This window comes from Pseudomonas sp. BTN1 (genome assembly GCF_001907715.1).
In the GTDB taxonomy this organism is placed as follows: domain Bacteria; phylum Pseudomonadota; class Gammaproteobacteria; order Pseudomonadales; family Pseudomonadaceae; genus Aquipseudomonas; species Aquipseudomonas paracarnis.
This window is the reverse complement of the sequence record NZ_MPBM01000034.1, coordinates 136,722-158,575: the sequence shown is the minus strand read 5'-3', so window position 1 is coordinate 158,575 and position 21,854 is coordinate 136,722. Positions and strand designations below refer to the sequence as shown.

The window sequence follows — 21,854 nt, the reverse complement described above, 5'->3', positions numbered from 1 at the left end:
GCACCTTTTGTTTTTATCTTCAGAATTCACTGGGATCTGCTTTGTGTGGGAGCTGGCTTGCCTGCGATAGCGGTGTGTCAGGCAGTACATTTGCAACGGATAGATTGCTATCGCAGGCAAGCCAGCTCCCACATTTGATCGTATTTACTGTCGGGCGCTGAGCCAGGCATTGATGAGCTGTTCGAAGGTCGCCTGCACCTGCTGGATCAGCGTTTCATCATCAATCTCCCCCGCCATCCACGCCCGGCTCGGCTCGTGGAAGATCGTGCGGCCCACGGCAAACCCACGGCAGGTGCTGCTCTGGCTGGCTTGCTTGAAGCCATCGGCGAGAAACTCGGGGGAAGCATTCAGGCCCAGCAACACCACGCCACGGCAGTAGGGGTCGCGTTCCTGGATCAGTTCGTCGAGCTTTTTCCAGTCTTCGGCCGATTGGGTTTCGATCTTCCACCAGGCCGGGTAAATGCCAAGGTTGTACAGGCGTTTGAGGCTGCGGTAGAGCACGTCCGGGTAGGTGGACGGGTGATCCTTGGGTGGGATGACTTCCAGCAGCAGTTCGTGACCACTGACCAGCGACGCCTCGTACACCGCCTTGAGTTGCGCTTCCTGTTCCAGGCGCAGCATCGGCTCGTCATCGGGGTGAAACTGCACCAGGCACTTGATGATGTGTTCCTGGGGCCAGGCAATCAGGTTGCTGCCGATCGAACGCCCGTGCTCGAACGCCAGGGGCCGCGAGTTCTGCACTTCCACCGGGCGAGCGATCCACCAGCCGCGACCGCTGGCGGCGTTGAGTGCATCCTGGCCAAAGCGTTGGTCGGCTAGCAGGCCCACATCCGCCTCGACGCCCTGCTCGCTGAGTTTGCGCTGCACGCGTTCGATGGCCTGGATAAACAACTGCTTGATGTCGCTGATACGCTCAGGGGCCTGGCCGCCTTTTTGCGCCAGCTCCACCAATTGCCAGCGGTGGTCGAAGGCAAAGACGAACAGTTGCTTCCAGGCCTTGCGCGGCACCGTGACACGGTGCAGGCGTTGCAGGGTCACGTCCTGGTCCGGCCGGGTGATGGGCACGGGGCTGTTGAACAGGTAATCGAGTTCGGCGGGGGTCGGCATCGCTGGCGCACAGGCGTGGCGCGATACCACCAGGCCGCCACAGGCATTGGCCAACTGGCTGCAACGCTCATCGCTGGCGTCATTGATCCAGCCACTGAGAAAGCCCGACATAAAAGCATCGCCTGCGCCCAGCACGTTGAGCACTTCAACCCGCACGCCAGGATAGATGGCCCCGTCTTCCAGGCGCGCCGGGATTGCGCCGTGGATCACCGTGCAGCCCTGGGGGCCGAGCTTGACCACCAGGGTGGCCGGGGTCAGTTCCCGCACGGTGCGCAGGGCCGAGAGCAGGTCTTCACTGCCGCCGGCAATCAGGAATTCCTCTTCGGTGCCGACGATCAGGTCGAAACGCGGCAGGATCTTCTGCACATGCTGGCTGACATTCTGGTCGGCGACGAAACGGGTTTCGCCATCGGCCTTGCCGGCCAGGCCCCACAACACGGGGCGGTAGTCGATGTCCAGCACGCGCTTGACGTTGTGCCTGGCCGCGTAATCCAGGGCCTGGAGGCTGGCCTTGTACACGCCGTCGGTGGAGAAATGCGTACCGGTGATCAACAACGCTTTGCTGGAGGCGATAAAGGCTTCGCTGATGTCTTCGGCGCGCAGGGCCATGTCGGCGCAGTTTTCGCGGTAGAACACCAGGGGGAAGGTTTCGCGGTCCTTGAGGCCCAGCAGCACCAGGGCGGTGAGGCGCTCAGGGTCGACCTTGATGCCACTGACATCACAGCCTTCGCGGGCCAGGGATTCCACCAGAAAACGGCCCATGTGGTCATCGCCGACCCGGCTCAGCATCGCCGACTTAAGCCCCAGCCTGGCCGTGCCGAAAGCGATGTTGGCGGAAGATCCGCCCAGATACTTGGCGAAGCTGGACACATCCTCAAGCCGCGCACCGACTTGCTGCGCATAGAGATCGACGCCCAGGCGCCCGAGGCAAATCAGATCCAATTGACGCCCACTGGCAAAACGAGTCTGGCCCATGCTGGCTCCTGTTATTTTTATCAGCCTGCGCTGTGCCGCCGTGGCGACGGCAAACGCTCTTGGTGGGAGCAGACTAGAACGTCCGGTGGCAGCAATCAATATTTATTCCATAATTATTTTTAGTGGAATATTTTTTCCAATACCTCAGGATAGCGGCACGCCAGCGCCCATGCATCGTTTCAGCAGGCCACGCGGGCCGTGATCCCGGGGTATTTTTTTGCGCCTACCCTGTAGACTTGCGCCACCTATCAGCGCATCAGACGAACACGCCAGAAGGATTGCCCATGTCCCGCACCGATCCCGAGACCACCCTGGAAGAAACTGTCGCCAGCCCTCCGATCAATGCCGAACGCCTGTTGCAGCTGATCACCGACGAATACGAGAGCCTGCCGCGCCAGCTCAAGCGTATCGCCAGCTACATGAGCCAGCAGAGCGACCGGATCATGGTCGACCGCATCAGCGACATCGCCCGGGAATGCGAAGTGCACCCCTCGGCCATCGTGCGGTTCTCCCAGCGTTTCGGCTTTAGTGGGTTCAGTGAGATGCAGGCGCTGTTTCGTGAGGCGTATACCCACAAGACCACGCCGGTACAGAACTACCAACAGCGCATCCGCAGCATGATCGCCAACAAGTCCCAGAAGGCCAGCGGCGGCGACCTGGCGCGCGAGTGCGTCAACGCCACCCTCTCGGGCATCGAACGCTTGGGGCTGGAGCTGGACGACACGGCCTTCGAGAAAGCCGTGGACCTGGTGGTCAATGCCGACAACATCTACGTGGTCGGCGTGCGCCGCTCCTTTGCGGTGGCCGACTACCTGGTCTACAACCTGCAGCACACAAACAAGCGCATCCACCTGATCTCGGGGCTAGGCGGCAGTTATCGCGAGCAGATGCGCAGCGTGCGCGCCAATGACCTGGTGATAGCCATCAGCTTCACGCCCTACGGCAAAGAGACCCAGCACTGCCTGCGCATCGCGCAGCATCACCAGGCCAAGACCCTGATCATCACCGACAGCAACCTGTCGCCCCTGGCCAAGCGCGCGAATGCGGTGCTGTTGGTCAATGAAGGCTCCTCGTTTGCTTTCCGCTCGCTGAGCGCCACGCTGTGCCTGTGCCAGGCGTTGTTCATTGCGGTGGCGTATCGGTTGGAATTGAAGGTGGATGAGATTCATGAGCAGGTTGGGTTCGACGACTGACGGGGCCTGCCCTACCCCTGCCCCTGTAGGAGCGAGCTTGCTCGCGAAAAACGCAAGAACGCCGCGGCCATTTTGAATGAGCGCGGCGCCTAGCAGTTCTTCGCGAGCAAGCTCGCTCCTACAATTAGTGCATGAAAATCGCGATCAGGATGATCACCGGAATCGGCACGCCGAGGAACCACAGCAGTAATGAGCGCATCATGTTCTCCTTGAATTAACGAACGTAGTTTTCGGTTTCGACGTACACCACGGCATCCCGGCGGCGACCGCCGAAGGTGGCGGCAAAGCTGGCGAAGAACGCACCGATGAGCAAGGCCACGAAGGTCCACAGCGAGGTGTAGGCCGCTACTTTCGCAGCGGTGTCAGCGGCTTGTTTGGCTTTGAGCTTGGCGTCTTCAACGGCTTTGCGCGCATCGCCATACACCTTGTCGATACGGGCTTCGGCATCGGCCTGGCTCAGGTTGGTGCGCTGGCTGATCAGTTGGGCCAGGTAGGCGCGATCTTCCGCTGCCAGTTGGCCGTCGTTGCTCAACGTACGCGTCAGGATACGACCGACCACGGCGTGGGCTGCATCATCGCTGACCGCCGCTGGGCGATCATCGCGGAACAGGCTGTCGACGTAATAACCGAAGTCACCACTGTCGGCACCTTTTGCCGCGCTGCCGGCAGCTTGGGTGAGGCCGCTGGCGGCGCCCGATGCCACGCTGGCGCCAGCTTTCACGCCGCCGCTGACCACACTGCTGACCGAGCCGACCACCAGCATCGCCGTGATCAATGTGGCCACTGCCCACGCCAGGAAGCCATGGGCGGTGTCGCGAAAGTACACCTCGTCGCCGTGCATATTGGCCCACTTCACCCGTAACCGACCGGCGATGTAACCGCCCAGGCCCGACGCAACGATCTGGGTGAACGCCAGCCAGACAATTGTGGAAATGCCAAGGCCCTTGGCGCTGATACCGCTGTCAGCCCAAGGCGACACCGCCGAAAAGCCCAGGCCGAAGCCCAGCAATACCAAGATCAATGACAATGCAGCCGCCGCAGCGGCACCGGCGAAAATCGCCCCCCAGGAAACCCCGGAGAGCGTGCTTGACTCTTGCAGCGTGGATGAGGATGTGATCATTGTTGTTTTGCTCCAGGCACGAAAAATGATGTTACAAGTCTCAAAACGGACAGTGCAGGCAGCGTGCCAGCTGCGATTGAAATTAAATTCCTTTAATTTCAATGATTTATTTAAATTGAACTTAGCCAGATCATGCAGGTTGCAATAAACGGCGATATTAGGCGGGCGTAATGCACTCCCCTGTGGGAGCTGGCTTGCCTGCGATAGCGGCATGGCAGCCAACGAATATGCCAGCAGGTAAGCCGCCATCGCAGGCAAGCCAGCTCCGACAGTGTGATGTCGGCTTGAAGAAGATGAAGTTTTATTTAGGAAACATTCAGCAACTTCTTGGCAAAATGTCGCCACTTCTAGTGTGAACGCTCACCAGGTAATCCTATGACCCGCATTTTGACCATCGAGGATGACGCCGTAACGGCCCGCGAGATTGTCGCCGAGCTGAGTAGCCATGGACTGGACGTAGATTGGGTGGACAACGGCCGCGAGGGCCTGGTCCGTGCCGTGAGTGGTGATTACGACCTGATCACCCTTGACCGCATGCTGCCCGAACTGGATGGCCTGGCCATCGTCACCACGTTACGCACTATTGGGGTGTCTACGCCGATCCTGATGATCAGCGCCCTCTCCGATGTCGACGAGCGCGTGCGCGGCCTGCGTGCCGGCGGCGACGATTACCTGACCAAGCCGTTCGCCTCGGATGAAATGGCCGCCCGTGTCGAAGTGCTGCTGCGGCGTAAAAGCACGGTCCAGGAATTCGAAACCGCCCTGCGCGTGGCCGACCTGGAACTGAACCTGATCAGCCGCGAAGCCAGCCGCGCCGATCAACCGCTGACCCTGCTGCCCACTGAATACAAACTGCTTGAATTCCTGATGCGCAACACCGGGCAGATCCTGTCGCGGATGATGATTTTCGAGGAAGTCTGGGGCTATCACTTCGACCCCGGCACCAACCTGATCGACGTGCACATCGGCCGTCTGCGCAAGAAAATCGACCCACCGGGCCTCACGCCGCTGATCCGCACGGTACGAGGCTCGGGATATGTCATTGCTGAACCCCTCTAAAGGCTGGCGCTCTTCCAGCAGCCGTTTGCTGGCGCTGTACAGTTCGTTATTCGTGGCGTGGAGTTGCATCCTCATGGGGGTGCTGTACTACGAGGTCTCAGGCTACCTCAGCGACTTGTCGCGCCATTCCCTGTTGCAGCGCCAGCATCTTTTCCAGCGTTTCGACGGCGAAGAACTGGTGGAAGCGCTGACCACCAGCATGACCTTCGACATGAAGGGCGTGGACGCCTACGGCCTGTTCGATGAGCAATTTCGTCCCTTGAGCGGGCCGATCCGTGCCGTGCCACCCGACCTGCCGCTGGATGGCAAGATCTACGCCCTGACCAATTGCGTGCAATCCGATGATCCCAAGCTGCCCAAGGACAGCTGCGACGCCGTGGCCACCCACACCGAAGACGGCCGCTGGCTGGTGTTGGTGCGCGCCAACGGCTCGTTGTTCGGGGTAACGCGGATTATCTGGCACGCCCTACTGTGGGCGCTGTCCTTGACCATCATCCCCGGCGCTGCCGGCTGGCACCTGCTGCGCCGTCGCCCGCTGCGGCGTATTCGCGGGATCCAGGCCAGCGCCGAGGCCATTGTCGCCGGCGACCTCACGCACCGGTTGCCGCTGTCCAACCGGCGCGACGAGCTGGACATGCTTGCCGCCATCGTCAATGCCATGCTCGACCGCATCGAAAAACTGATGAACGAGGTCAAGGGCGTGTGCGACAACATCGCCCACGACCTGCGCACCCCGCTCACCCGCTTGCGCGCCCAGCTTTACCGCATCAAGCAACAAGCCGAGGAAGACTCGGCCCACGCGGTAAAGCTCGATGACGCCATCGCCGAGACCGATACGCTGATGGCACGTTTTCGCGGGCTGCTGCGCATCTCGGAACTGGAAGACCACCAGCGCCGCTCGGGCTTCCTGGTGCTGGACCCGCTGCCGTTGCTGCGCGAGCTGCATGACTTCTATCTGCCCCTGGCCGAAGAAGGCGAACTGGAGCTGGTGTTACAAGCGCCTGATTCACTGCCGTGGATTACCGGTGACCGTGCGCTGCTATTCGAAGCCCTGGCCAACCTGCTGAGTAACTCGATCAAGTTCACCCCGCCCAAGGGCAAGGTGATCCTGCGAGCAGTCAACGACCTGGGCAGTACGCGCATCGAAGTGCTCGACTCCGGGCCAGGCATTCCGGCTGCCGAGCGCGCGTCGGTGTTCCAGCGTTTCTATCGGGTCGATGAGAGTGATCAGCAAGGCGGCTTTGGGCTGGGCCTGTCGATTGTGGCGGCGATCATCAACTTGCATGGGTTCAAGCTGGAGGTCGGCACCAGTGAGTTGGGCGGCGCCCGCCTGGTGCTGGAATGCCGCCAGCAACTGATGCCGGAATAAGCGCGCCCTAGAGCACGCTGCCCATGGCCTTGATCAACACCGGGTCACGCGCATAAATATCCGGCGCGTACACCAACTCGCCCTGACGATCCACTTCTACCGTCCAATACCCCAACAGCACCGGTACCGGCGTGGCCAGCCTGAATTCATGGGTTTCGCCGGTCGCCAGCAGCTCATCGGTGCGGGTGCGTTCGGCGGGCGTTACCAGCAGGTCGCGCAATAACAACGGTTGCTCGACCCGCACGCATCCCGAACTGAACGCCCGTGGGCCCTTGGTGAACAAGGGCTGGCTGGGGGTGTCATGCAGGTACACCGAATACGGATTGGGAAAGCGCATCACAATCTTGCCCAGCGGGTTACGCGGGCCGGCCTGCTGGCGCAGCAGGATATTGCCGGGGCGTGCCCAGTCGACCTGGTCGGGCGTCAAGGGGTGACCTTCGGCGTCGAGCACTTGCAGGTTTTGCTGACGCAGGTATTCAGGGTTGAGACGGATGGCGGGCAGCTTGTCCTCGCGCATGATGGTGGGCGGGATGGTCCAGGTGGGGTTGAGGGTCAGCCGGGTGATGCGCGACTTGAGCAATGGCGTCTGGCGTTCGGCCCGGCCTACTTGCAGGCGGGTTTGCCACACCGGGATGCCGCTCTGGTACACGCTCAGTTGCGCGGCGGCCACATTGACCACGACGCCTTCAGGCTCCAGGTCCTGGGCCAGCCAGCGGAAGCGCTCCAGGTTGATGCGCAGTTGTTCACGACGCATCGCCGGGCTGATATTGAGTTCAGCCACGGTGCCGGCGCCGACCACGCCGTCGGCCTGCAACGAGTGGCTGAGCTGGAAGGCTTTCACCGCCTTGACCAATTCGCCCTGGTATTGCTTGCCGTTGCCGCTGGGCAACTGGGCCAGGTAGCCACCGCTGTGCAGGCGCCGCGCCAACTCCGGCACCCGGGCGTCGTTCATGCCCGGGCGCAGCAACGCGCCCTCGGCGACCGGGTCCCAATGGGGCAGCGGCTGCTGGCGCACGCCGGCATAGGCATTGCGCAGGCTGCGGTACAAATCGGCGCTGGGCCGCGCATGATCGAAGGCTTGGGCCATGTCTTGCAGGCCGGTGGCGGCGAACGCCAGTACTTGGGTATTCGGATCGCCACTGGGTGGCTGGGAGTGCCAGAGGGGCTCAAAGCGCGATTGCTGCAGGCGCCCGTAATGCAAATCCTGCAGGGCTTGCAGGTACTGCTGGCTGTTGGCGATATCGCTGCACAGCACGTTGGCCGTGGCATCCGCCGCGGGCAAGCTATAGTGGGTGGGGTCCAGGCCATCGTCGGCAAGCATCAGCAACTGGCTGTGCAAGGCATGCCGACGTTCGTCAGCCGACCATAGCGGGGCATCGCCCTGCTGCTGGTAAAAGGCTTGTAGGCGCGCCAGCGCGGCGGCATCGATACGCGGCGCAAGGTGCGGGCAGACACTGGTCAACTGCGCTAACGCCTGTTGCAATGGCGCCAGCGCGACCGGCGCAGGGGTGGTGACGGGCAATGGCTCCACCGGCAGCGTTTCGGCTGTAGCGACCAATGGTGCAACGAGCAGGCAAATGCTCAAGTAACATGCGTGTTTTTTGAACAATTGACTTAGCTCCACTCCACAGCGGGGACTCGACTGTAGATGCTGACTTTTATACGCCTGCTCAGGCTAACCAGCCTGGGCTTGATCACTGGGTGCCTGGCTTTATTGAGCAATGTTGCGCTCGCCGCCAATGGCACCTCTCCTTCCCTGTATAGCAGCCTGGCGCGCTCGGCTCCAGAACTCAATCCCACCGTGCTGAAAAGCGCCCTGAGCGCCGTGCAGTGCGCGGTCAATAACGGCGAGGAGCGTTCCGATCGCCTTGCGGTTATTGACTACTCCCAGCCCTCGACCGCCCGTCGCCTATGGATCTTCGACCTGCGCAAAAAGACCTTGGTTCTACGCGACCTGGTGGCTCACGGTGCCAAGTCCGGGGAAAACTTCGCTACCCAGTTCTCCAATCTCGAGGGCAGCCACCAGTCGAGCCTGGGCTTGTTCCGCACCCAGGAAAGCTACCTGGGCGCCCATGGCTACTCGCTACGCATGGACGGTCTGGAACCCGGCTTCAATGACCAGGCCCGCGACCGCGCCATCGTGATTCATGCTGCCGACTACGTCAGCCCATTGTGGAGCAAGCGCGAAGGCCGTATCGGCCGCAGCCAGGGTTGCCCGGCCGTGCGTCCGCAAGTCGCCCGCCAAGTGGTGGACAAGCTCAAGGACGGGCAGTTCATGTTTTCGTGGTACCCCGACCAGCGCTGGCTGAAGTCATCGACCTACCTCAATTGCAAACCCCAACAGGTGGCGAGTAGTCGTACAATCCGTGGCGGATAGCCTGTCCCCACTGATAAAAGAGAACGTCGCATGCTTCTACACACCTCCACCTGGATCGAAATCGGGCAGTTCCTGGAACGCAGCCGCACGGTGGTGATTCCCATCGGTTCCAACGAGCAACATGGCCCCACCGGCCTGCTGGGCACTGACTGGATGTGCCCGGAGATCATCGCCCACCACGCCCAGAAGCACGCCGACATCCTGGTCGGCCCGACCTTCAATATCGGCATGGCCCAACACCACCTGGGCTTTCCCGGCACCATCTCCCTGCGCCCTTCCACCTTTATCGCCGCGATTGGCGACTGGGTGCGCTCGCTGGCCGGGCATGGTTTCGAAAAGATCCTGTTCCTGAACGGTCACGGCGGCAACATCGCCACGATTGAAGCGGCGTTCTCCGAGCTGTACGCCGAAGCCAGCTTCGCCCGCCGCCCGGCCGGGTTTGCGCTGAAACTGGTGAACTGGTGGGACCTGGAAGGCGTCACTGACCTGGCCCAGCGTCAATTCCCGGTGGGGCATGGCAGCCACGCCACGCCATCGGAAATTGCCGTGACGCAGTGGGCGTATCCGGATGCGATCAAGTCTGCCGAGTACTCACCGCAAATCGCCAACACTGGTCCGATCCGTGAAGCCCTGGACTTCCGTGCGCGCTTCCCTGACGGCCGCATGGGCTCGGACCCGGCGTTGGCTACTGTGGAGAAAGGCGGTGAGTTGGTGGCGTTGGCGGCGCAGGGATTGGTCAAGACTGTCGATAGCTTCAGCAACGAAGCCAAACCCTGATCCAAATGGGCGCCAATACCCTGTAGGAGCGAGCTTGCTCGCTCCTACAGGGTGGATTTGCGTTGTGCCCGGCTTTATTTGCAATCCTGGGCGGCCTGCTCGAGCCTAGATGGCTTGATCGCCGAAGCCAACGGCTTGCGCTCATACAGGAACACTTTGGTGCCGTCCTGGGACTTGTAGGCCTCCAGCACATCATCGGCGGCAATCTTGCTGGTCAACAGCACCTTGGCGTGGCGCGAGTTCTGGGTGACGGTCGAGGTGATGCCGTGCTTTTCCAGCTTGGGCAATACGCATTGCACATAGCCATCGGGGGTCTTGTTGGTTTGCAGGGTCAGCGATGGGGCGTTGGGCGCCGTGATACAACCGGTCAGCAGCAACGAAGCACAAGCCAGGGCCGAGGCGAAGAAAGAGCGCATAAACATTCCTGAAAATAACCAAATAGGGTTCACAACCATCGCGGATCAACCTGCGCGAACCAGGGCCTTGAGCGACGCATCGAACTGCTTCAGGGCATCTTGCTGTACATCGCGTTGTTGCTCGATCAGTGCAGCAATCTCCGGCGCCGCCTTGTCGTGTACCCACACTGACGGCACGTGCTTATCCACCGAGCCTTCGGCCTTGGCGATAAATTGCAGGTTCGCGTCGTAGAAGCGTGCGACAAAGCGTGCTTCGACCCGGTCATTACGCTGGGTGAGCAATTGGTTATGGGTATCGAGCACCACCACCACATCCGGGTGCGCCTGCACCAACTCATCCAGGCTGCTATAGACCGTCACCGAGAGAAAAGTGCCCTGCAACGAGTGCATCAACCAGTCGATCGCCAGTTCCGGGTCGGAGCTGTTGACGAACGCCTCGCGAATCCGCCCATCCAGGGCATCCTTGGCGCCGTTCTGCGCCATGGCGTGGTAGCGTTCAAGGTAGCTGAGGTTGTCGCGGGTGTTTTCACTGAACAATACCCCCACCGACTGGGCACGCTGCAGGGAGTCTACGCTACCCACCAGTGGCAGCAAATGGCCTGTACGCACTTCATCGGCCATCGCCGGGGTGGTCATGACCGCGGTGCCCAGCATCAGGGCCATCAAAGCCAACTGGATAATCGTCCTCATCGCGCATTTTCCTTGGCTGCGTCTCGATGTGCAGATTCTGCGCGTTTGGCGAAAAAACAGAACTTGTGATCCTTGATGGTGACTATCATTTGAACCGATAGTGTCAGGCCGCCCATAAAATCTATAAGGACCCCGCCATGAAGCCCTACCAGAAAATCTTCGATCGTATCCGCGAGGCGGTACTGCCAGAGTTTCGCGAGCGAGTCGCCGACTACCTGGTTGAGTACGAAACCGTGTTGCTGAACTCACATGCCGACGCCGCGAAAAGCGGCGCCAGCGCCGAGCAACTGCGCGGATACTTGCGCGGCTTGAACACCATGCGCGTGCTGGGCATGGCCGACTGGGAAGACCTCGACCGGCGTGTTGCCCAGCAGGCAGAGCTAGAGCGCGGGCCGTCGCAGCTCGACCCACTCGCGCACTGACGGCCGCTGCCACTGGCGTTGCGCGTAGGCCACCAGCTGCGCTGGCATGGCGTCACCGTTGAGGATCAGGCGATTGAGCATCACCGCCAGGTCCACATCGGCAATCGACCACTGGCCGCACAGGTACTCGCGGTTATCCGCCAGCAAGGCTTGCGCCGCGCTGATCAACTTGGTCGCGGCGGCTTGAGCCTCTGCTGACAACGGCGGCCTCTTCTGCCCGCAGAACACCACCAGGGTCGAGCGCTCCTGGCGAATCGGCAGCAAGTCGCTGCGCAACCACGCTTGAACCTGTCGCGCCCTCGCCCGCTGTTGCACATCCGCCGGGTACACGCGGGTTTCGGGGTAGGCCTGGTCCAGGTACTCGGTGATGGCCGAAGACTCAGACAATGCAAAATCACCGTCTACCAAGGTCGGCACTCGCTGGGTCAGGGAGCGTTGGGCGTAATCTGCCGCCTGGGTTTGCCCGGCATCGAGGTCCAGGGTGAGGGTCTCGAACGCCAGGCCTTTTTCGCGCAAGGCGACAAACACCGACATGGCATAGGGGCTTGTAAACAGCGAATCAACGTAGAGGTGCAGCGGGCCTTGGCTCATGGGCAATCTCCTGGGGTGAGGCGTCACGCTACGAGATGCCGGCCGATAAAGACAATGCAGGGTTTTTATGGGGGCATTCCTGGCGGGAATAGCGCGGCTAGTGGCAATATTATGGCTACCGCTGATTTTCAAGGAAGGAACAGCACATGAAACAAGCAGTTGTGGTTATCCACGGCATCGGCGAGCAGCGCCCAATGGACACCTTGCGCGGCTTTGTCGAAGCGATGATCCCCACGGACACCCCCGATGGCAAACCTCTGTACTGGAGCAAGCCGGATCGGCTATCGCGCAACTTCGACCTGCGCGTACTGAAGGCCTCGGGCCGTACCTCGACGGATTTCTATGAGTACTACTGGGCCCACAAGATGCAGGGCACCAAGTTCGGCCATCTGCTGGGCTGGCTGTGGGACATCTTCAAGCGCCCGCGTCGCGACATTCCCGAGGCCATCGTGCCGATCTGGCGCAGCACGCGCTGGACGGTGCTGGTGTTATTGCTGCTGGTTGCCAGCGGTACATTGGCCACGGCCTGGGGCCAATTGCCCCCCAGCGACAACCCCTTCGCGCTGATCCCCCTGCTGCTCGTGGCCATGGGACTGGGGCTGCGCTATTCGGCGCTGGCGTACCTGGGAGACGCCGCACGCTACCTCAGCCCCAACCCGCAGAACGTGAGGGTGCGCGAGCAGATCCGTGCCGACGGTGTAGACCTGCTGCGTGCCCTGCACAACCAGGGCGACTACGAGCGCATCATCGTCGTGGGTCACAGCCTGGGCAGCGTGATTGCCTATGACATCGTCGGCTACCTCTGGCATGAATACCACGACCAACTGACCCAACTGACCCCCAGCAACCGTGAGCTGGCGGCCCGTTATGCCAACCGCGAACCGCTGCAACCGGTGGTCAAGGATGCCCTGCCCGCCGCCGGCGCCTTGCTGGACGGCAGCCTGAGCAGCCTGTTGAATTTTCGTCAGCAACAGACCGAAGCTTTTGCCGAACAGCGCGGCCTGGGCAACCCCTGGCGCATCACCGACCTGGTCACGGTCGGCAGCCCAATGGCCCACGCCAGCCTGTTGCTGGGCCGCAGCGTCAGTGACTTCCAGCAGCGTATGGAACGCCGCGAAGCCCCGGCCTGCCCGCCCACCGAAGACACCCAAGGCTACGGCTACAACGCCCGCCAACCGCTGATGCTCGGCCAAAAGCCCTTCACCCCGCACTACCTGCACCACGCCGCAGCCTTTGCCGTCACGCGCTGGACCAACCTGTACTTCCCTGCCCCCTTCGGCCTGTTCGGCGATATCGTCGGCGGCCCGGTCAAGCCCGTGATGGGCGGCGGCGTGCTGGACTTGCCGGTGACCGTGGGCAATGGCAAAGGCTGGCTGGCCAAATCCTGGTTGAGCCACACTCACTATTGGAGCGAACGCGGCGGTACGCAGGGTTACCTCAGCGCACTGGGCAAGGATGAACAGGCGATCAACCAGGGCCCGCGTCCTTCGGCCACTGAAGCGTTGCGATGGGCGATTGACCTCAAGGGTGTGCGGCGGTTTCGCCGTGTTGGCGCCCAGCGAAGCCTGGCGCCAGAGCACGCCTAACCGGCGAAGCCACCGGCCTTGAGGAAGGCGCGTTCTTCGTCGGTGCTCGTCCTGCCCAACACCCCATTACGATGGGGAAACCGCCCGAACCGCTCGATGATGTCGGCATGCTCCTTGGCCCAGTGGTAGGTGCTGGCATCCAACTGCTGGTTCAGGGCCAGGGAGCGTTGCTGGTCCTGGGGGTCTTCCGAATGTTCAAAAGGCAAATAGCAGAACGCACGCAACAGAGGTTCAACCTGTTGATCCAATCCTGCGTCCACCATCTTTCGCGCATACAACCGCGCCAGCGGGTCGGTGGCGAACATATGCGCCGTGCCGCGAAAGGCGTTGCGCGGGTACTGGTCCAGCAGGATCAGTAACGCCAGCGCGCCATCCGCCGTGGTCAACCAGTCTTCGAGTTCACGCCGCGCCGCCTGCATATGAGTGGCGTGGAAGCTGTCGCGAAAGGTCGCATCGAACTCGTCGTCCTTGGCGAACCAACGCTTGGGCCCCGCCTGTTTCCAGAACGCGATTACGGCTTCGGCCGAGTGTGGGGTCATGCTTGTCATCAGCGCCTCGCTTAATGTTATAGAATAACGTCAATATTTTGCCTGCGTGTGATCCTTAACTTATGACTGACGCTATGACTTTACGCAAACGCCTGCTGTCCATCGACGCCCTGCGCGGCCTGGTGATCCTGTTTATGTTGCTGGACCACGTGCGTGAAACCTTCTTGCTGCACCGCCAGGTCAGCGACCCCATGAGCATAGACAGCACCGAGCCTGCGTTGTTTTTCAGCCGCACCCTGGCCCACTTGTGCGCGCCGGTGTTTGTGCTGCTCACCGGATTGTCGGCTTGGCTGTACGGCCAGAAATATCAGGGTCGTCGCGACGTGTCGGCATTCTTGTTCAAGCGCGGGCTGTTCCTGGTGGTGCTGGAATTCACCCTGGTCAACTTCGCGTGGACCTTCCAACTGCCACCCAGCGTGATCTACATGCAAGTGATCTGGGCCATCGGCATCAGCATGATCGCCCTCGCCGCTTTGGTTTGGCTACCGCGTGCCTGGCTGATCGGCTTGGCGCTGGTGATTATCGCCGGGCACAACCTGCTCGATGGGTTGCACGTTGCAGCGGGCTCGATGTTGCATGTGCCGTGGACGATCTTGCATGAACGCAACTGGATTGAAGTCTCTGAAAACCTGCGCCTGCGCACCACCTACCCGGTGCTGCCATGGATCGGTGTGATTGCCCTGGGTTACGGCCTCGGACCATGGTTTGCCGATGCCACGCTGCCGGCTGTGCGCCAGCGTTATTTACGGGTCGCGGGGGTGGGCGCGTTGGTGGGCTTTGGGTTGCTGCGCGCGCTCAACGGCTATGGCGAGCAGCCTTGGCAGGTGTATGACAGCAGCGTGCTGACGCTGATGAGCTTTTTCAACATCACCAAGTATCCGCCTTCGCTGTTGTTTCTGGCGTTGACCCTGGGGATTGGCTTGCTGTTGCTGCTGGCGTTTGAACGCGCGGGGCATAAGCGCTGGATCGGCGTGCTGGCGGTGTTCGGCGCGGCGCCGATGTTCTTTTATCTGTTGCACCTTTATGTACTGAAAATCCTCTATGTGGCCTGCGTTGCGCTGTTTGGCCTCAACCATGGCAATTACTTTGGCTTCGACGGTATCGGTGCGGTGTGGTTGGCAGCGCTGCTGTTGCCGATTGCCCTGTACTTGCCGGTACGTTGGTTCGCCGGCCTGAAAGCACGGCGGCGGGACCTGGCGTGGCTCAAATACCTCTGACCTGAGGCAGGCAAATTGTGCGGGGCGGTGTGTCAGCTACTAAATATTCAACTGAACCACCGCTTTCGCAGGCAAGCCAGCTCCCACACTGGTTACGCATCGCCCACATAATCAGCGCCTGCCACAGATCCCCTGTGGGAGCGGGCTTGCTCGCGAATACGGTGTGCCAGCCACTGCTGGGGTGACTGGAAGACCGCATTCGCGAGCAAGCCCGCTCCCACAGTTTTTAACCGCGCCCGGGCTCAGGAATCAGGCCAGTTCAGCACGCAGTTGGCGAGCGGCGGTGACCATATGAATGAGCGCCGCCTCGGTCTCCGGCCAGCCCCGCGTCTTCAAGCCGCAATCGGGGTTCACCCATAAGCGCTCTGCCGGAATCCGCTTGGCGGCCTTGCGCAGCAAGTTGGCCATTTCCGAGGCATCCGGCACCCGCGGCGAGTGGATGTCGTAGACCCCCGGGCCGATCTCATTCGGGTAGGCGAAGGCTTCGAACGCGTCGAGCAGCTCCATGTCCGAGCGGGAGGTTTCGATGGTGATCACGTCGGCATCCATGGCGGCGATGGACTCGATCACATCGTTGAACTCGCTGTAGCACATGTGAGTGTGGATCTGGGTTTCATCGCCCACGCCACTCGCGCACAAACGAAACACTTCAGTCGCCCAGTCGAGGTAGGGTTGCCACTGCGCCTGGCGCAACGGCAAGCCCTCACGAAAAGCCGCTTCGTCGATCTGCACGATCTTGATGCCGGCGGCTTCCAGATCGACCACTTCGTCACGAATCGCCAGGGCCAGTTGCCGGGCTTGCACTTCTCGGCTCACGTCTTCCCGTGGGAACGACCACATCAACATGGTCACCGGGCCCGTCAGCATGCCCTTCATCACCTTGTCGGTAAGGCCTTGGGCATAGCGAATCCACTCCACGGTCATGGCGTTCGGGCGGCTCAGGTCGCCGACAATCACTGCGGGTTTCACGCAACGCGAACCGTAACTCTGCACCCAACCGAACCGGGTAAACACGTAGCCATCCAGTTGTTCGGCGAAGTACTCGACCATGTCGTTACGCTCGGCTTCACCGTGCACCAACACGTCCAGGCCGAGGTTTTCCTGCACCTCGACAGCGTGCTTGATCTCACTGTGCATGGCTTCGACGTATTCGGCGTGGTTCAACTTGCCGGCCTTGTACGATTGGCGCGCTAGGCGGATCGACGCGGTCTGTGGGAACGAGCCGATGGTGGTGGTCGGGAACAGCGGCAGGTTAAGGCCGGCCCGTTGCTTTTCGATGCGCTGGGCAAACGGCGACTGGCGCTGGCTGTCCTGCGCCGTGATGGCGGCCACACGAGCTTGAACGGCAGGTTTGTGAATGCGTGACGATGCGGCGCGAGCTGCCTGCACCGCGCGGCTCTCAGCCAGGGCGGTGAGTACACCAGGGGCTTCGGGCTGATCAACGGCCTTGGCCAGTAGCGCCACTTCCGCACACTTCTGCACGGCGAAGGCCAGCCAGCTTTTCAATTCGGCATCCAACTGGTCTTCCCGTTCCAGGTCCACCGGGCTGTGTAGCAGCGAGCAGGACGGCGCGACCCACAGGCGATCGCCCAACTTCTCATGGGCATGCTGCAAGGTGGCCAGGGCTTTTTCCAGGTCGCAACGCCACACGTTTCGGCCGTTGACCACGCCCAGGGACAGCACCTTGTACGCTGGCAGGCGGTCGAGGATGGTCGGGTACTGGTCCGGTGCACGCACCAGGTCGATATGCAGGCCATCCACCGGAAGATTGGCAGCCAGGCCAAGGTTTTCCTCCAGGCCGCCGAAGTAAGTGGCCACCAATTTTTTCAGCGGGTCGCGCTGGATCAGGTTATAGGCGCGCTCAAAAGCGTTCTTCCAGTCCTGGGGCAGATCGAGCGCCAGGATTGGCTCATCGATCTGCACCCATTCCACGCCCAATTCGGCCAGGCGCTGGAATATCTGGCCATACAGCGGCAGCAGTCGCTCGAGCAGGTCGAGCCTGTCGAAGTCAGCGCCCTTGGCCTTGCCCAGCCACAAATAGGTCAGCGGGCCGATCACCACGGGCTTGACGCTGTGCCCCAGGTCGAGGGCTTCCTGGACCTCTTCGAAGAGTTGATCCCACGCCAGGTGGAATTGCTGATCGACGCTGAACTCCGGCACCAGGTAGTGATAGTTGGTGTCGAACCACTTAGTCATCTCCTGGGCATGGGCACCGCCGCAGCAGCTGTCACTGACGCCACGGGCCATGGCGAACAAGGTATGCAACGTGGCCTGGCCATCGACCGGGCGGAACCGCTCAGGGACCACACCGAACATCAACGAATGGGTCAGCACCTGGTCGTACCAGGCGAAATCACCGACCGGCAACAGTTCGATACCGGCTTGCTGTTGCAGCGCCCAGTGGGTGCTGCGCAAGTCACGGCCAACGGCGCGCAGGCCGGCTTCGTCGAGCTCACCCTTCCAGAACGCTTCCTGCGCTTTTTTCAGTTCACGATCGCGTCCAATGCGTGGAAACCCGAGGGAATGAGCGACTGCCATGACTTACAACTCCGATGGTCTAATTGATGGCGGTCATTGTCGGCAGAGGGATGTCTTGAGACAAACTCATTTTGCTCTAGATCATCACAAGATTCACTCATGTTTAGGTGGGCATGATATTAGCGGCGCTACTGTGGGTGTTTGTAGTGCCAGAGCCGGCGTCATCGCGGCCTCGCTGAGGCCCGAGCGCTCCCACAGGGGGCGGGGTGATTCTTATGAACGGTCATACTTACGCCCTATGCTTAACGTGGCGCGCAAAATCCGCCGGCTAACCTTTCGATCTGTTCCAAGTGCGGGCACAATGCGTGTCCTTTTTTGGCAGGCACCGCCGCAGGCTCTCAAAAATGATCAAAACGCCGTACTACCTCATCGATAAACAGAAGCTTCTGGTCAACATGCAGAAGATTGCCTACGTGCGCGAACAGTCCGGCGCCAAGGCTCTGCTGGCGCTCAAGTGCTTTGCCACCTGGTCGGTATTCGACTTGATGCAGCAATACATGGACGGCACCACCTCGTCGTCGCTGTATGAGCTCAAGCTCGGCCGCCAGAAGTTCGAAGGTGAAGCGCACGCCTACAGCGTGGCCTGGGCCGACGATGAAATCGAAGAGATGCTGGAGAACTGCGACAAAATCATCTTCAACTCCATCAGCCAACTGCAGCGTTTTGCCGAACGCAGCGAAGGCAAGATCCGCGGCCTGCGTGTGAACCCGCAGGTGAGCAGCTCTGACTACCTGCTGGCCGACCCGGCGCGCCCGTTCAGCCGCCTGGGCGAGTGGGACCCGGTGAAGATCGATGGCGTGATCGATCAGATCTCCGGCTTCATGTTCCACAACAACTGCGAGAACGGCGACTTCAGCCTGTTCGACAAGATGCTCGGCACCATCGAAGAACGCTTCGGTGCGCTGCTGCACAAGGTCAAGTGGGTCAGCCTCGGCGGCGGCATCCATTTCACCGGTGAAGGCTATGCACTGGATGCATTCTGCGCACGGCTCAAAGCGTTCTCCGAGAAGTACGGCGTGCAGGTCTACCTGGAACCCGGCGAAGCGGCGATCACCAACAGCGCCTCCCTGGAAGTCACCGTGCTCGACACCCTCTACAACGGCAAGAATCTCGCCGTGGTCGACAGCTCCATCGAAGCCCACCTGCTGGACCTGCTGATCTACCGCCTCAACGCCAAACTGGCGCCGAGCGAAGGTGAACACACCTACATGGTGTGCGGCAAATCCTGCCTGGCCGGGGACATCTTCGGCGAGTATCAATTTGATCGTCCGCTGGCCATCGGCGATCGGCTGTCGTTCATCGACACCGCAGGCTACACCATGGTCAAGAAAAACTGGTTCAACGGCCTGAAAATGCCGTCCATCGTAGTGAAACAACTCGACGGTACAGTCGAGGTGGTTCGTGAATTTGGTTACGACGACTACCTGTCCAGCCTGTCCTGAGCTGGCGGATAAAGGAGAGATAAAGCAATTGAAAAAGAACGTTCTTATCATTGGTGCAGGAGGTGTCGCCAAGGTGGTGGCCCACAAGTGCGCGCAGCACAACGACGAACTCGGTCGTATTGCTATCGCGTCGCGCAACATCTCCAAATGCCAGGCCATCATCGACAGCGTCAAGGCCAAGGGTAGCCTCAAGGTTCCCGCCGATATCCAGGCCTTCGCGCTGAACGCCCTGGACGTGGAAGCGACCAAGGCCCTGATCCGCGAGACCGATTCGCAGATCGTCATCAACGTCGGCTCCGCCTTCCTCAACATGTCGGTACTGCGTGCCTGCATCGACACGGGCGTGGCTTACCTCGATACCGCCATCCACGAAGAGCCGGGCAAGGTCTGCGAGACCCCGCCGTGGTACGGCAACTACGAGTGGAACCACCTGGAAGAATGCAAACAGAAGAACATCACCGCCATCCTTGGCGTGGGCTTCGACCCAGGTGTCGTCAACGCGTATGCCGCGCTGGCGCAGCAACAGCATTTCGACCGCATTGATTCGATCGACATTCTCGACGTCAATGCCGGCTCCCATGGCAAATACTTCGCCACCAATTTCGATCCGGAAATCAACTTCCGCGAATTTACCGGGCAGGTGTGGAGCTGGCAGAACAGCCAGTGGACCAGCAACACCATGTTCGAAGTCAAACGCACCGACGACCTGCCGGTAGTTGGCTCGCAGAACCTCTACCTCACCGGCCACGATGAAGTGCACTCGCTGTCGAAAAACCTCGACGTGCCCAACGTGCGTTTCTGGATGAGCTTCGGCGAACACTACATCAACGTGTTCACCGTGCTGAAAAACCTCGGCCTGCTCTCCGAACAGCCGGTCAAGACCGCCGAAGGCCTGGAAGTGGTGCCGTTGAAAGTGGTCAAGGCCGTGCTGCCCGACCCGTCTTCGCTCGCCCCGGGCTACACCGGCAAGACCTGCATCGGCGACCTGGTCAAAGGCACCAAGGATGGCCAACCGCGTGAGATGTTCATCTACAACGTGGCTGATCATGAAGAGGCCTATGCCGAGACTGACAGCCAGGGCATCTCCTACACCGCAGGCGTACCACCGGTAGCCGCTGCACTGCTGGTGGCGCGTGGCGAGTGGGATGTGAAGCACATGGCCAACGTCGAGGAACTGCCAGCTGAGCCGTTCCTCAAGGCGCTGGATGTGATGGGCTTGCCGACTCGGATCAAAGACGAGAACGGTGATCGGGCCTGGGATGCGACGGCCTGATAGGCGATAGCTGACCGAGCAAAAAGAATGCGCCCCCAGGGGCGCATTTTTTGTGTGGGCTCACCTACAGCGCGAAGAACAATGAGGATCAAAATGTGGGAGCTGGCTTGCCCGCGATGGCGGCGTGTCAGTCAATTAATCTGTCACTGAACTGACGCTTTCGCAGGCAAGCCAGCTCCCACACTGAATCTGCAGCGCAAACGGAGCTTCGGTTCATTCCAGATTCCGCGCCGAATTACTCAACGCCCTTGAGCACTGCAACAGCGCCGGCGCCAGTTGCCGTTCGGCATCCGCCTGGCACCAGCGGCTGGTCGGCGCCACCACATGCACTGCGGCCACGGGCCGGCCATTGCCGCCCAGCACCGGCGCGCCGATGGTCATGTCGCCGAGGAACAGTTCCTGAGTGTTCACCGCATAGCCCTGCGCCCTCACCTGCTCCAAGGAGGCCATGATCGCCTCGACGTCGGTCAGCGTGCGGCTGGTATGCGCCACTCGCTGGCTGTTCTCGATCAACGCCAACGCCTCCTCCTGCGGCAACGCACTCAAATACGCCCTCCCCGACGCCGTGCAGTACATCGGCACCCGTGAGCCAATCGGCATATGCACCGGCACGAACCCTGCGCTAACAAAGCGCGCGATGTACGTCATGTCGTAGCCCGCCGGCTCGGTAAGGCACGACGTCTCGCCGGTCAATCGGGTCAACTCGGACAAGAACGGGTTGGCCACTTCGATCAACGAATGCGCATCCAGGTAACTGAAGCCCAGCTCCAATACCCGAGGGGTGAGTTGGTAATGGCGTGTGCGCGAGTGTTTCCGAAGGTAACCCAGGCTTTCGAGGGTGAACACCATGCGCTGGGCCGAGCTTTTGGTCATGCCGGCGGCCTCTGCCACCTCTGCAAGGCTCATGCTACGGCGCTGTGCGCTAAAAGCCTTGAGCACCGACAGGCCTTTTTCCAGGGATTGGTTGTGCAAACTGTTGCGGTCTTCGGACATGGCGAACTCGCGGGCAGGTGGCTCAGGCGTGGTGATATTTCTACCTTAAAAGCTGATTAATGACCATTAAATATCGCATATCGATACGAAAGGTTCATTTTTAAAACTTTCTACCATCATTTACGATTTTTCTGATTCGAAATGGCATAGAGCTTGCGATT

The 21,854-nt window shown here is 60.8% G+C and carries 19 protein-coding genes; 10 read left to right on the top strand and 9 right to left on the bottom strand.

Translation table 11 applies throughout. The features are described 5' to 3' along the window. Positions 1-144 precede the first annotated feature (144 nt). The gene (gene iolC, locus BMH52_RS17815; protein WP_073844498.1) at positions 145-2,082 is read right to left on the bottom strand and encodes a 5-dehydro-2-deoxygluconokinase; all 1,938 of its coding nucleotides are present in this window, start codon (positions 2,080-2,082) and stop codon (positions 145-147) included. A gap of 284 nt (positions 2,083-2,366) precedes the next feature. Here iolC and BMH52_RS17810 point away from each other — a divergent pair, with 284 nt between their 5' ends. After that, positions 2,367-3,275, top strand: coding sequence for a MurR/RpiR family transcriptional regulator (locus BMH52_RS17810; protein ID WP_043050572.1), 909 nt, complete (start codon positions 2,367-2,369; stop codon positions 3,273-3,275). A gap of 214 nt (positions 3,276-3,489) precedes the next feature. Here the strand turns inward: BMH52_RS17810 and BMH52_RS17805 are convergent, their stop codons facing one another. Next, positions 3,490-4,395, bottom strand: a complete 906-nt coding sequence (locus BMH52_RS17805; protein WP_034125701.1) for a hypothetical protein — start codon at positions 4,393-4,395, stop codon at positions 3,490-3,492. 375 nt (positions 4,396-4,770) lie between these two features. On the opposite strand from BMH52_RS17805, the gene BMH52_RS17800 reads away from it, so the two are divergent. Beyond that, complete coding sequence (locus tag BMH52_RS17800) at positions 4,771-5,454, top strand: response regulator transcription factor (RefSeq protein ID WP_003191687.1); 684 nt, start codon at positions 4,771-4,773, stop codon at positions 5,452-5,454. Next, entirely contained in the window at positions 5,432-6,823 is a 1,392-nt protein-coding gene (locus BMH52_RS17795) for a HAMP domain-containing sensor histidine kinase (protein ID WP_014718775.1), read from the top strand. Before BMH52_RS17800 ends, BMH52_RS17795 begins: the two co-directional genes overlap by 23 nt. Positions 6,824-6,830: 7 nt before the next feature. On the opposite strand, the gene BMH52_RS17790 is transcribed toward BMH52_RS17795, so the two are convergent. Further along, positions 6,831-8,432, bottom strand: a complete 1,602-nt coding sequence (locus BMH52_RS17790; RefSeq protein ID WP_020301790.1) for a murein L,D-transpeptidase — start codon at positions 8,430-8,432, stop codon at positions 6,831-6,833. A 39-nt stretch (positions 8,433-8,471) separates the two neighbouring features. Between BMH52_RS17790 and BMH52_RS17785 the strand changes: the two genes are divergently transcribed. Continuing rightward, a complete protein-coding gene (locus tag BMH52_RS17785) occupies positions 8,472-9,200 on the top strand; it encodes a murein L,D-transpeptidase catalytic domain family protein (RefSeq protein ID WP_019817186.1) in 729 nt (242 codons plus the stop codon). Between the two features lie 30 nt (positions 9,201-9,230). Then, a complete protein-coding gene (locus BMH52_RS17780; protein ID WP_014718778.1) occupies positions 9,231-9,977 on the top strand; it encodes a creatininase family protein in 747 nt (248 codons plus the stop codon). A gap of 74 nt (positions 9,978-10,051) precedes the next feature. On the opposite strand, the gene BMH52_RS17775 is transcribed toward BMH52_RS17780, so the two are convergent. Both BMH52_RS17775 and BMH52_RS17770 read right to left on the bottom strand, forming a co-directional pair. Then, positions 10,052-10,393, bottom strand: coding sequence for a hypothetical protein (locus BMH52_RS17775; RefSeq protein ID WP_014718779.1), 342 nt, complete (start codon positions 10,391-10,393; stop codon positions 10,052-10,054). Between the two features lie 45 nt (positions 10,394-10,438). Beyond that, entirely contained in the window at positions 10,439-11,083 is a 645-nt protein-coding gene (locus tag BMH52_RS17770; protein ID WP_014718780.1) for a hypothetical protein, read from the bottom strand. 137 nt (positions 11,084-11,220) lie between these two features. Between BMH52_RS17770 and BMH52_RS17765 the strand changes: the two genes are divergently transcribed. After that, on the top strand, positions 11,221-11,505 hold the full coding sequence (locus tag BMH52_RS17765; RefSeq protein WP_073844496.1) for a hypothetical protein: 285 nt from the start codon (positions 11,221-11,223) through the stop codon (positions 11,503-11,505). Here the strand turns inward: BMH52_RS17765 and yfcF are convergent. Next, positions 11,464-12,096 (bottom strand): glutathione transferase, encoded by a 633-nt coding sequence (gene yfcF, locus BMH52_RS17760; protein ID WP_058410523.1) that lies wholly within the window; start codon positions 12,094-12,096, stop codon positions 11,464-11,466. The genes BMH52_RS17765 and yfcF overlap by 42 nt on opposite strands. Positions 12,097-12,242: 146 nt before the next feature. On the opposite strand from yfcF, the gene BMH52_RS17755 reads away from it, so the two are divergent. Beyond that, entirely contained in the window at positions 12,243-13,682 is a 1,440-nt protein-coding gene (locus BMH52_RS17755; RefSeq protein ID WP_014718783.1) for a hypothetical protein, read from the top strand. Here the strand turns inward: BMH52_RS17755 and BMH52_RS17750 are convergent. After that, a complete protein-coding gene (locus tag BMH52_RS17750; RefSeq protein WP_072434047.1) occupies positions 13,679-14,221 on the bottom strand; it encodes a DUF924 family protein in 543 nt (180 codons plus the stop codon). The two genes, BMH52_RS17755 and BMH52_RS17750, sit on opposite strands and share 4 nt — an antisense overlap. A 71-nt stretch (positions 14,222-14,292) precedes the next feature. Between BMH52_RS17750 and BMH52_RS17745 the strand changes: the two genes are divergently transcribed. Further along, positions 14,293-15,447, top strand: a complete 1,155-nt coding sequence (locus tag BMH52_RS17745) for a DUF1624 domain-containing protein (RefSeq protein ID WP_038450415.1) — start codon at positions 14,293-14,295, stop codon at positions 15,445-15,447. A 249-nt stretch (positions 15,448-15,696) separates the two neighbouring features. Here the strand turns inward: BMH52_RS17745 and metE are convergent, their stop codons facing one another. Next, entirely contained in the window at positions 15,697-17,985 is a 2,289-nt protein-coding gene (metE, locus tag BMH52_RS17740; protein WP_072434045.1) for a 5-methyltetrahydropteroyltriglutamate--homocysteine S-methyltransferase, read from the bottom strand. A 344-nt stretch (positions 17,986-18,329) separates the two neighbouring features. On the opposite strand from metE, the gene BMH52_RS17735 reads away from it, so the two are divergent. Together BMH52_RS17735 and BMH52_RS17730 are read left to right on the top strand one after the other, a co-directional pair. Then, positions 18,330-19,427, top strand: coding sequence for a carboxynorspermidine decarboxylase (locus BMH52_RS17735; RefSeq protein ID WP_019817180.1), 1,098 nt, complete (start codon positions 18,330-18,332; stop codon positions 19,425-19,427). A 28-nt stretch (positions 19,428-19,455) separates the two neighbouring features. Then, the gene (locus BMH52_RS17730) at positions 19,456-20,700 is read left to right on the top strand and encodes a saccharopine dehydrogenase family protein (RefSeq protein ID WP_019817179.1); all 1,245 of its coding nucleotides are present in this window, start codon (positions 19,456-19,458) and stop codon (positions 20,698-20,700) included. A 213-nt stretch (positions 20,701-20,913) separates the two neighbouring features. Here BMH52_RS17730 and BMH52_RS17725 read toward each other — a convergent pair whose 3' ends face one another. Then, positions 20,914-21,693, bottom strand: coding sequence for an IclR family transcriptional regulator (locus BMH52_RS17725; protein ID WP_003191707.1), 780 nt, complete (start codon positions 21,691-21,693; stop codon positions 20,914-20,916). Positions 21,694-21,854: the final 161 nt, after the last annotated feature.

Excerpts from the sequence above, each read along its gene's own strand:
- BMH52_RS17785 (WP_019817186.1), top strand. The coding sequence starts at position 8,472 with ATGCTGACTTTTATACGCCTGCTCAGGCTAACCAGCCTGGGCTTGATC.
- BMH52_RS17780 (WP_014718778.1), top strand. The coding sequence starts at position 9,231 with ATGCTTCTACACACCTCCACCTGGATCGAAATCGGGCAGTTCCTGGAA.
- BMH52_RS17795 (WP_014718775.1), top strand. The coding sequence starts at position 5,432 with ATGTCATTGCTGAACCCCTCTAAAGGCTGGCGCTCTTCCAGCAGCCGT.
- BMH52_RS17800 (WP_003191687.1), top strand. The coding sequence starts at position 4,771 with ATGACCCGCATTTTGACCATCGAGGATGACGCCGTAACGGCCCGCGAG.
- yfcF (WP_058410523.1), bottom strand. The coding sequence starts at position 12,096 with ATGAGCCAAGGCCCGCTGCACCTCTACGTTGATTCGCTGTTTACAAGC.
- BMH52_RS17725 (WP_003191707.1), bottom strand. The coding sequence starts at position 21,693 with ATGTCCGAAGACCGCAACAGTTTGCACAACCAATCCCTGGAAAAAGGC.
- BMH52_RS17805 (WP_034125701.1), bottom strand. The coding sequence starts at position 4,395 with ATGATCACATCCTCATCCACGCTGCAAGAGTCAAGCACGCTCTCCGGG.
- BMH52_RS17765 (WP_073844496.1), top strand. The coding sequence starts at position 11,221 with ATGAAGCCCTACCAGAAAATCTTCGATCGTATCCGCGAGGCGGTACTG.
- BMH52_RS17775 (WP_014718779.1), bottom strand. The coding sequence starts at position 10,393 with ATGCGCTCTTTCTTCGCCTCGGCCCTGGCTTGTGCTTCGTTGCTGCTG.
- BMH52_RS17810 (WP_043050572.1), top strand. The coding sequence starts at position 2,367 with ATGTCCCGCACCGATCCCGAGACCACCCTGGAAGAAACTGTCGCCAGC.
- iolC (WP_073844498.1), bottom strand. The coding sequence starts at position 2,082 with ATGGGCCAGACTCGTTTTGCCAGTGGGCGTCAATTGGATCTGATTTGC.
- BMH52_RS17755 (WP_014718783.1), top strand. The coding sequence starts at position 12,243 with ATGAAACAAGCAGTTGTGGTTATCCACGGCATCGGCGAGCAGCGCCCA.
- BMH52_RS17735 (WP_019817180.1), top strand. The coding sequence starts at position 18,330 with ATGATCAAAACGCCGTACTACCTCATCGATAAACAGAAGCTTCTGGTC.
- BMH52_RS17770 (WP_014718780.1), bottom strand. The coding sequence starts at position 11,083 with ATGAGGACGATTATCCAGTTGGCTTTGATGGCCCTGATGCTGGGCACC.
- BMH52_RS17745 (WP_038450415.1), top strand. The coding sequence starts at position 14,293 with ATGACTGACGCTATGACTTTACGCAAACGCCTGCTGTCCATCGACGCC.
- BMH52_RS17750 (WP_072434047.1), bottom strand. The coding sequence starts at position 14,221 with ATGACCCCACACTCGGCCGAAGCCGTAATCGCGTTCTGGAAACAGGCG.
- metE (WP_072434045.1), bottom strand. The coding sequence starts at position 17,985 with ATGGCAGTCGCTCATTCCCTCGGGTTTCCACGCATTGGACGCGATCGT.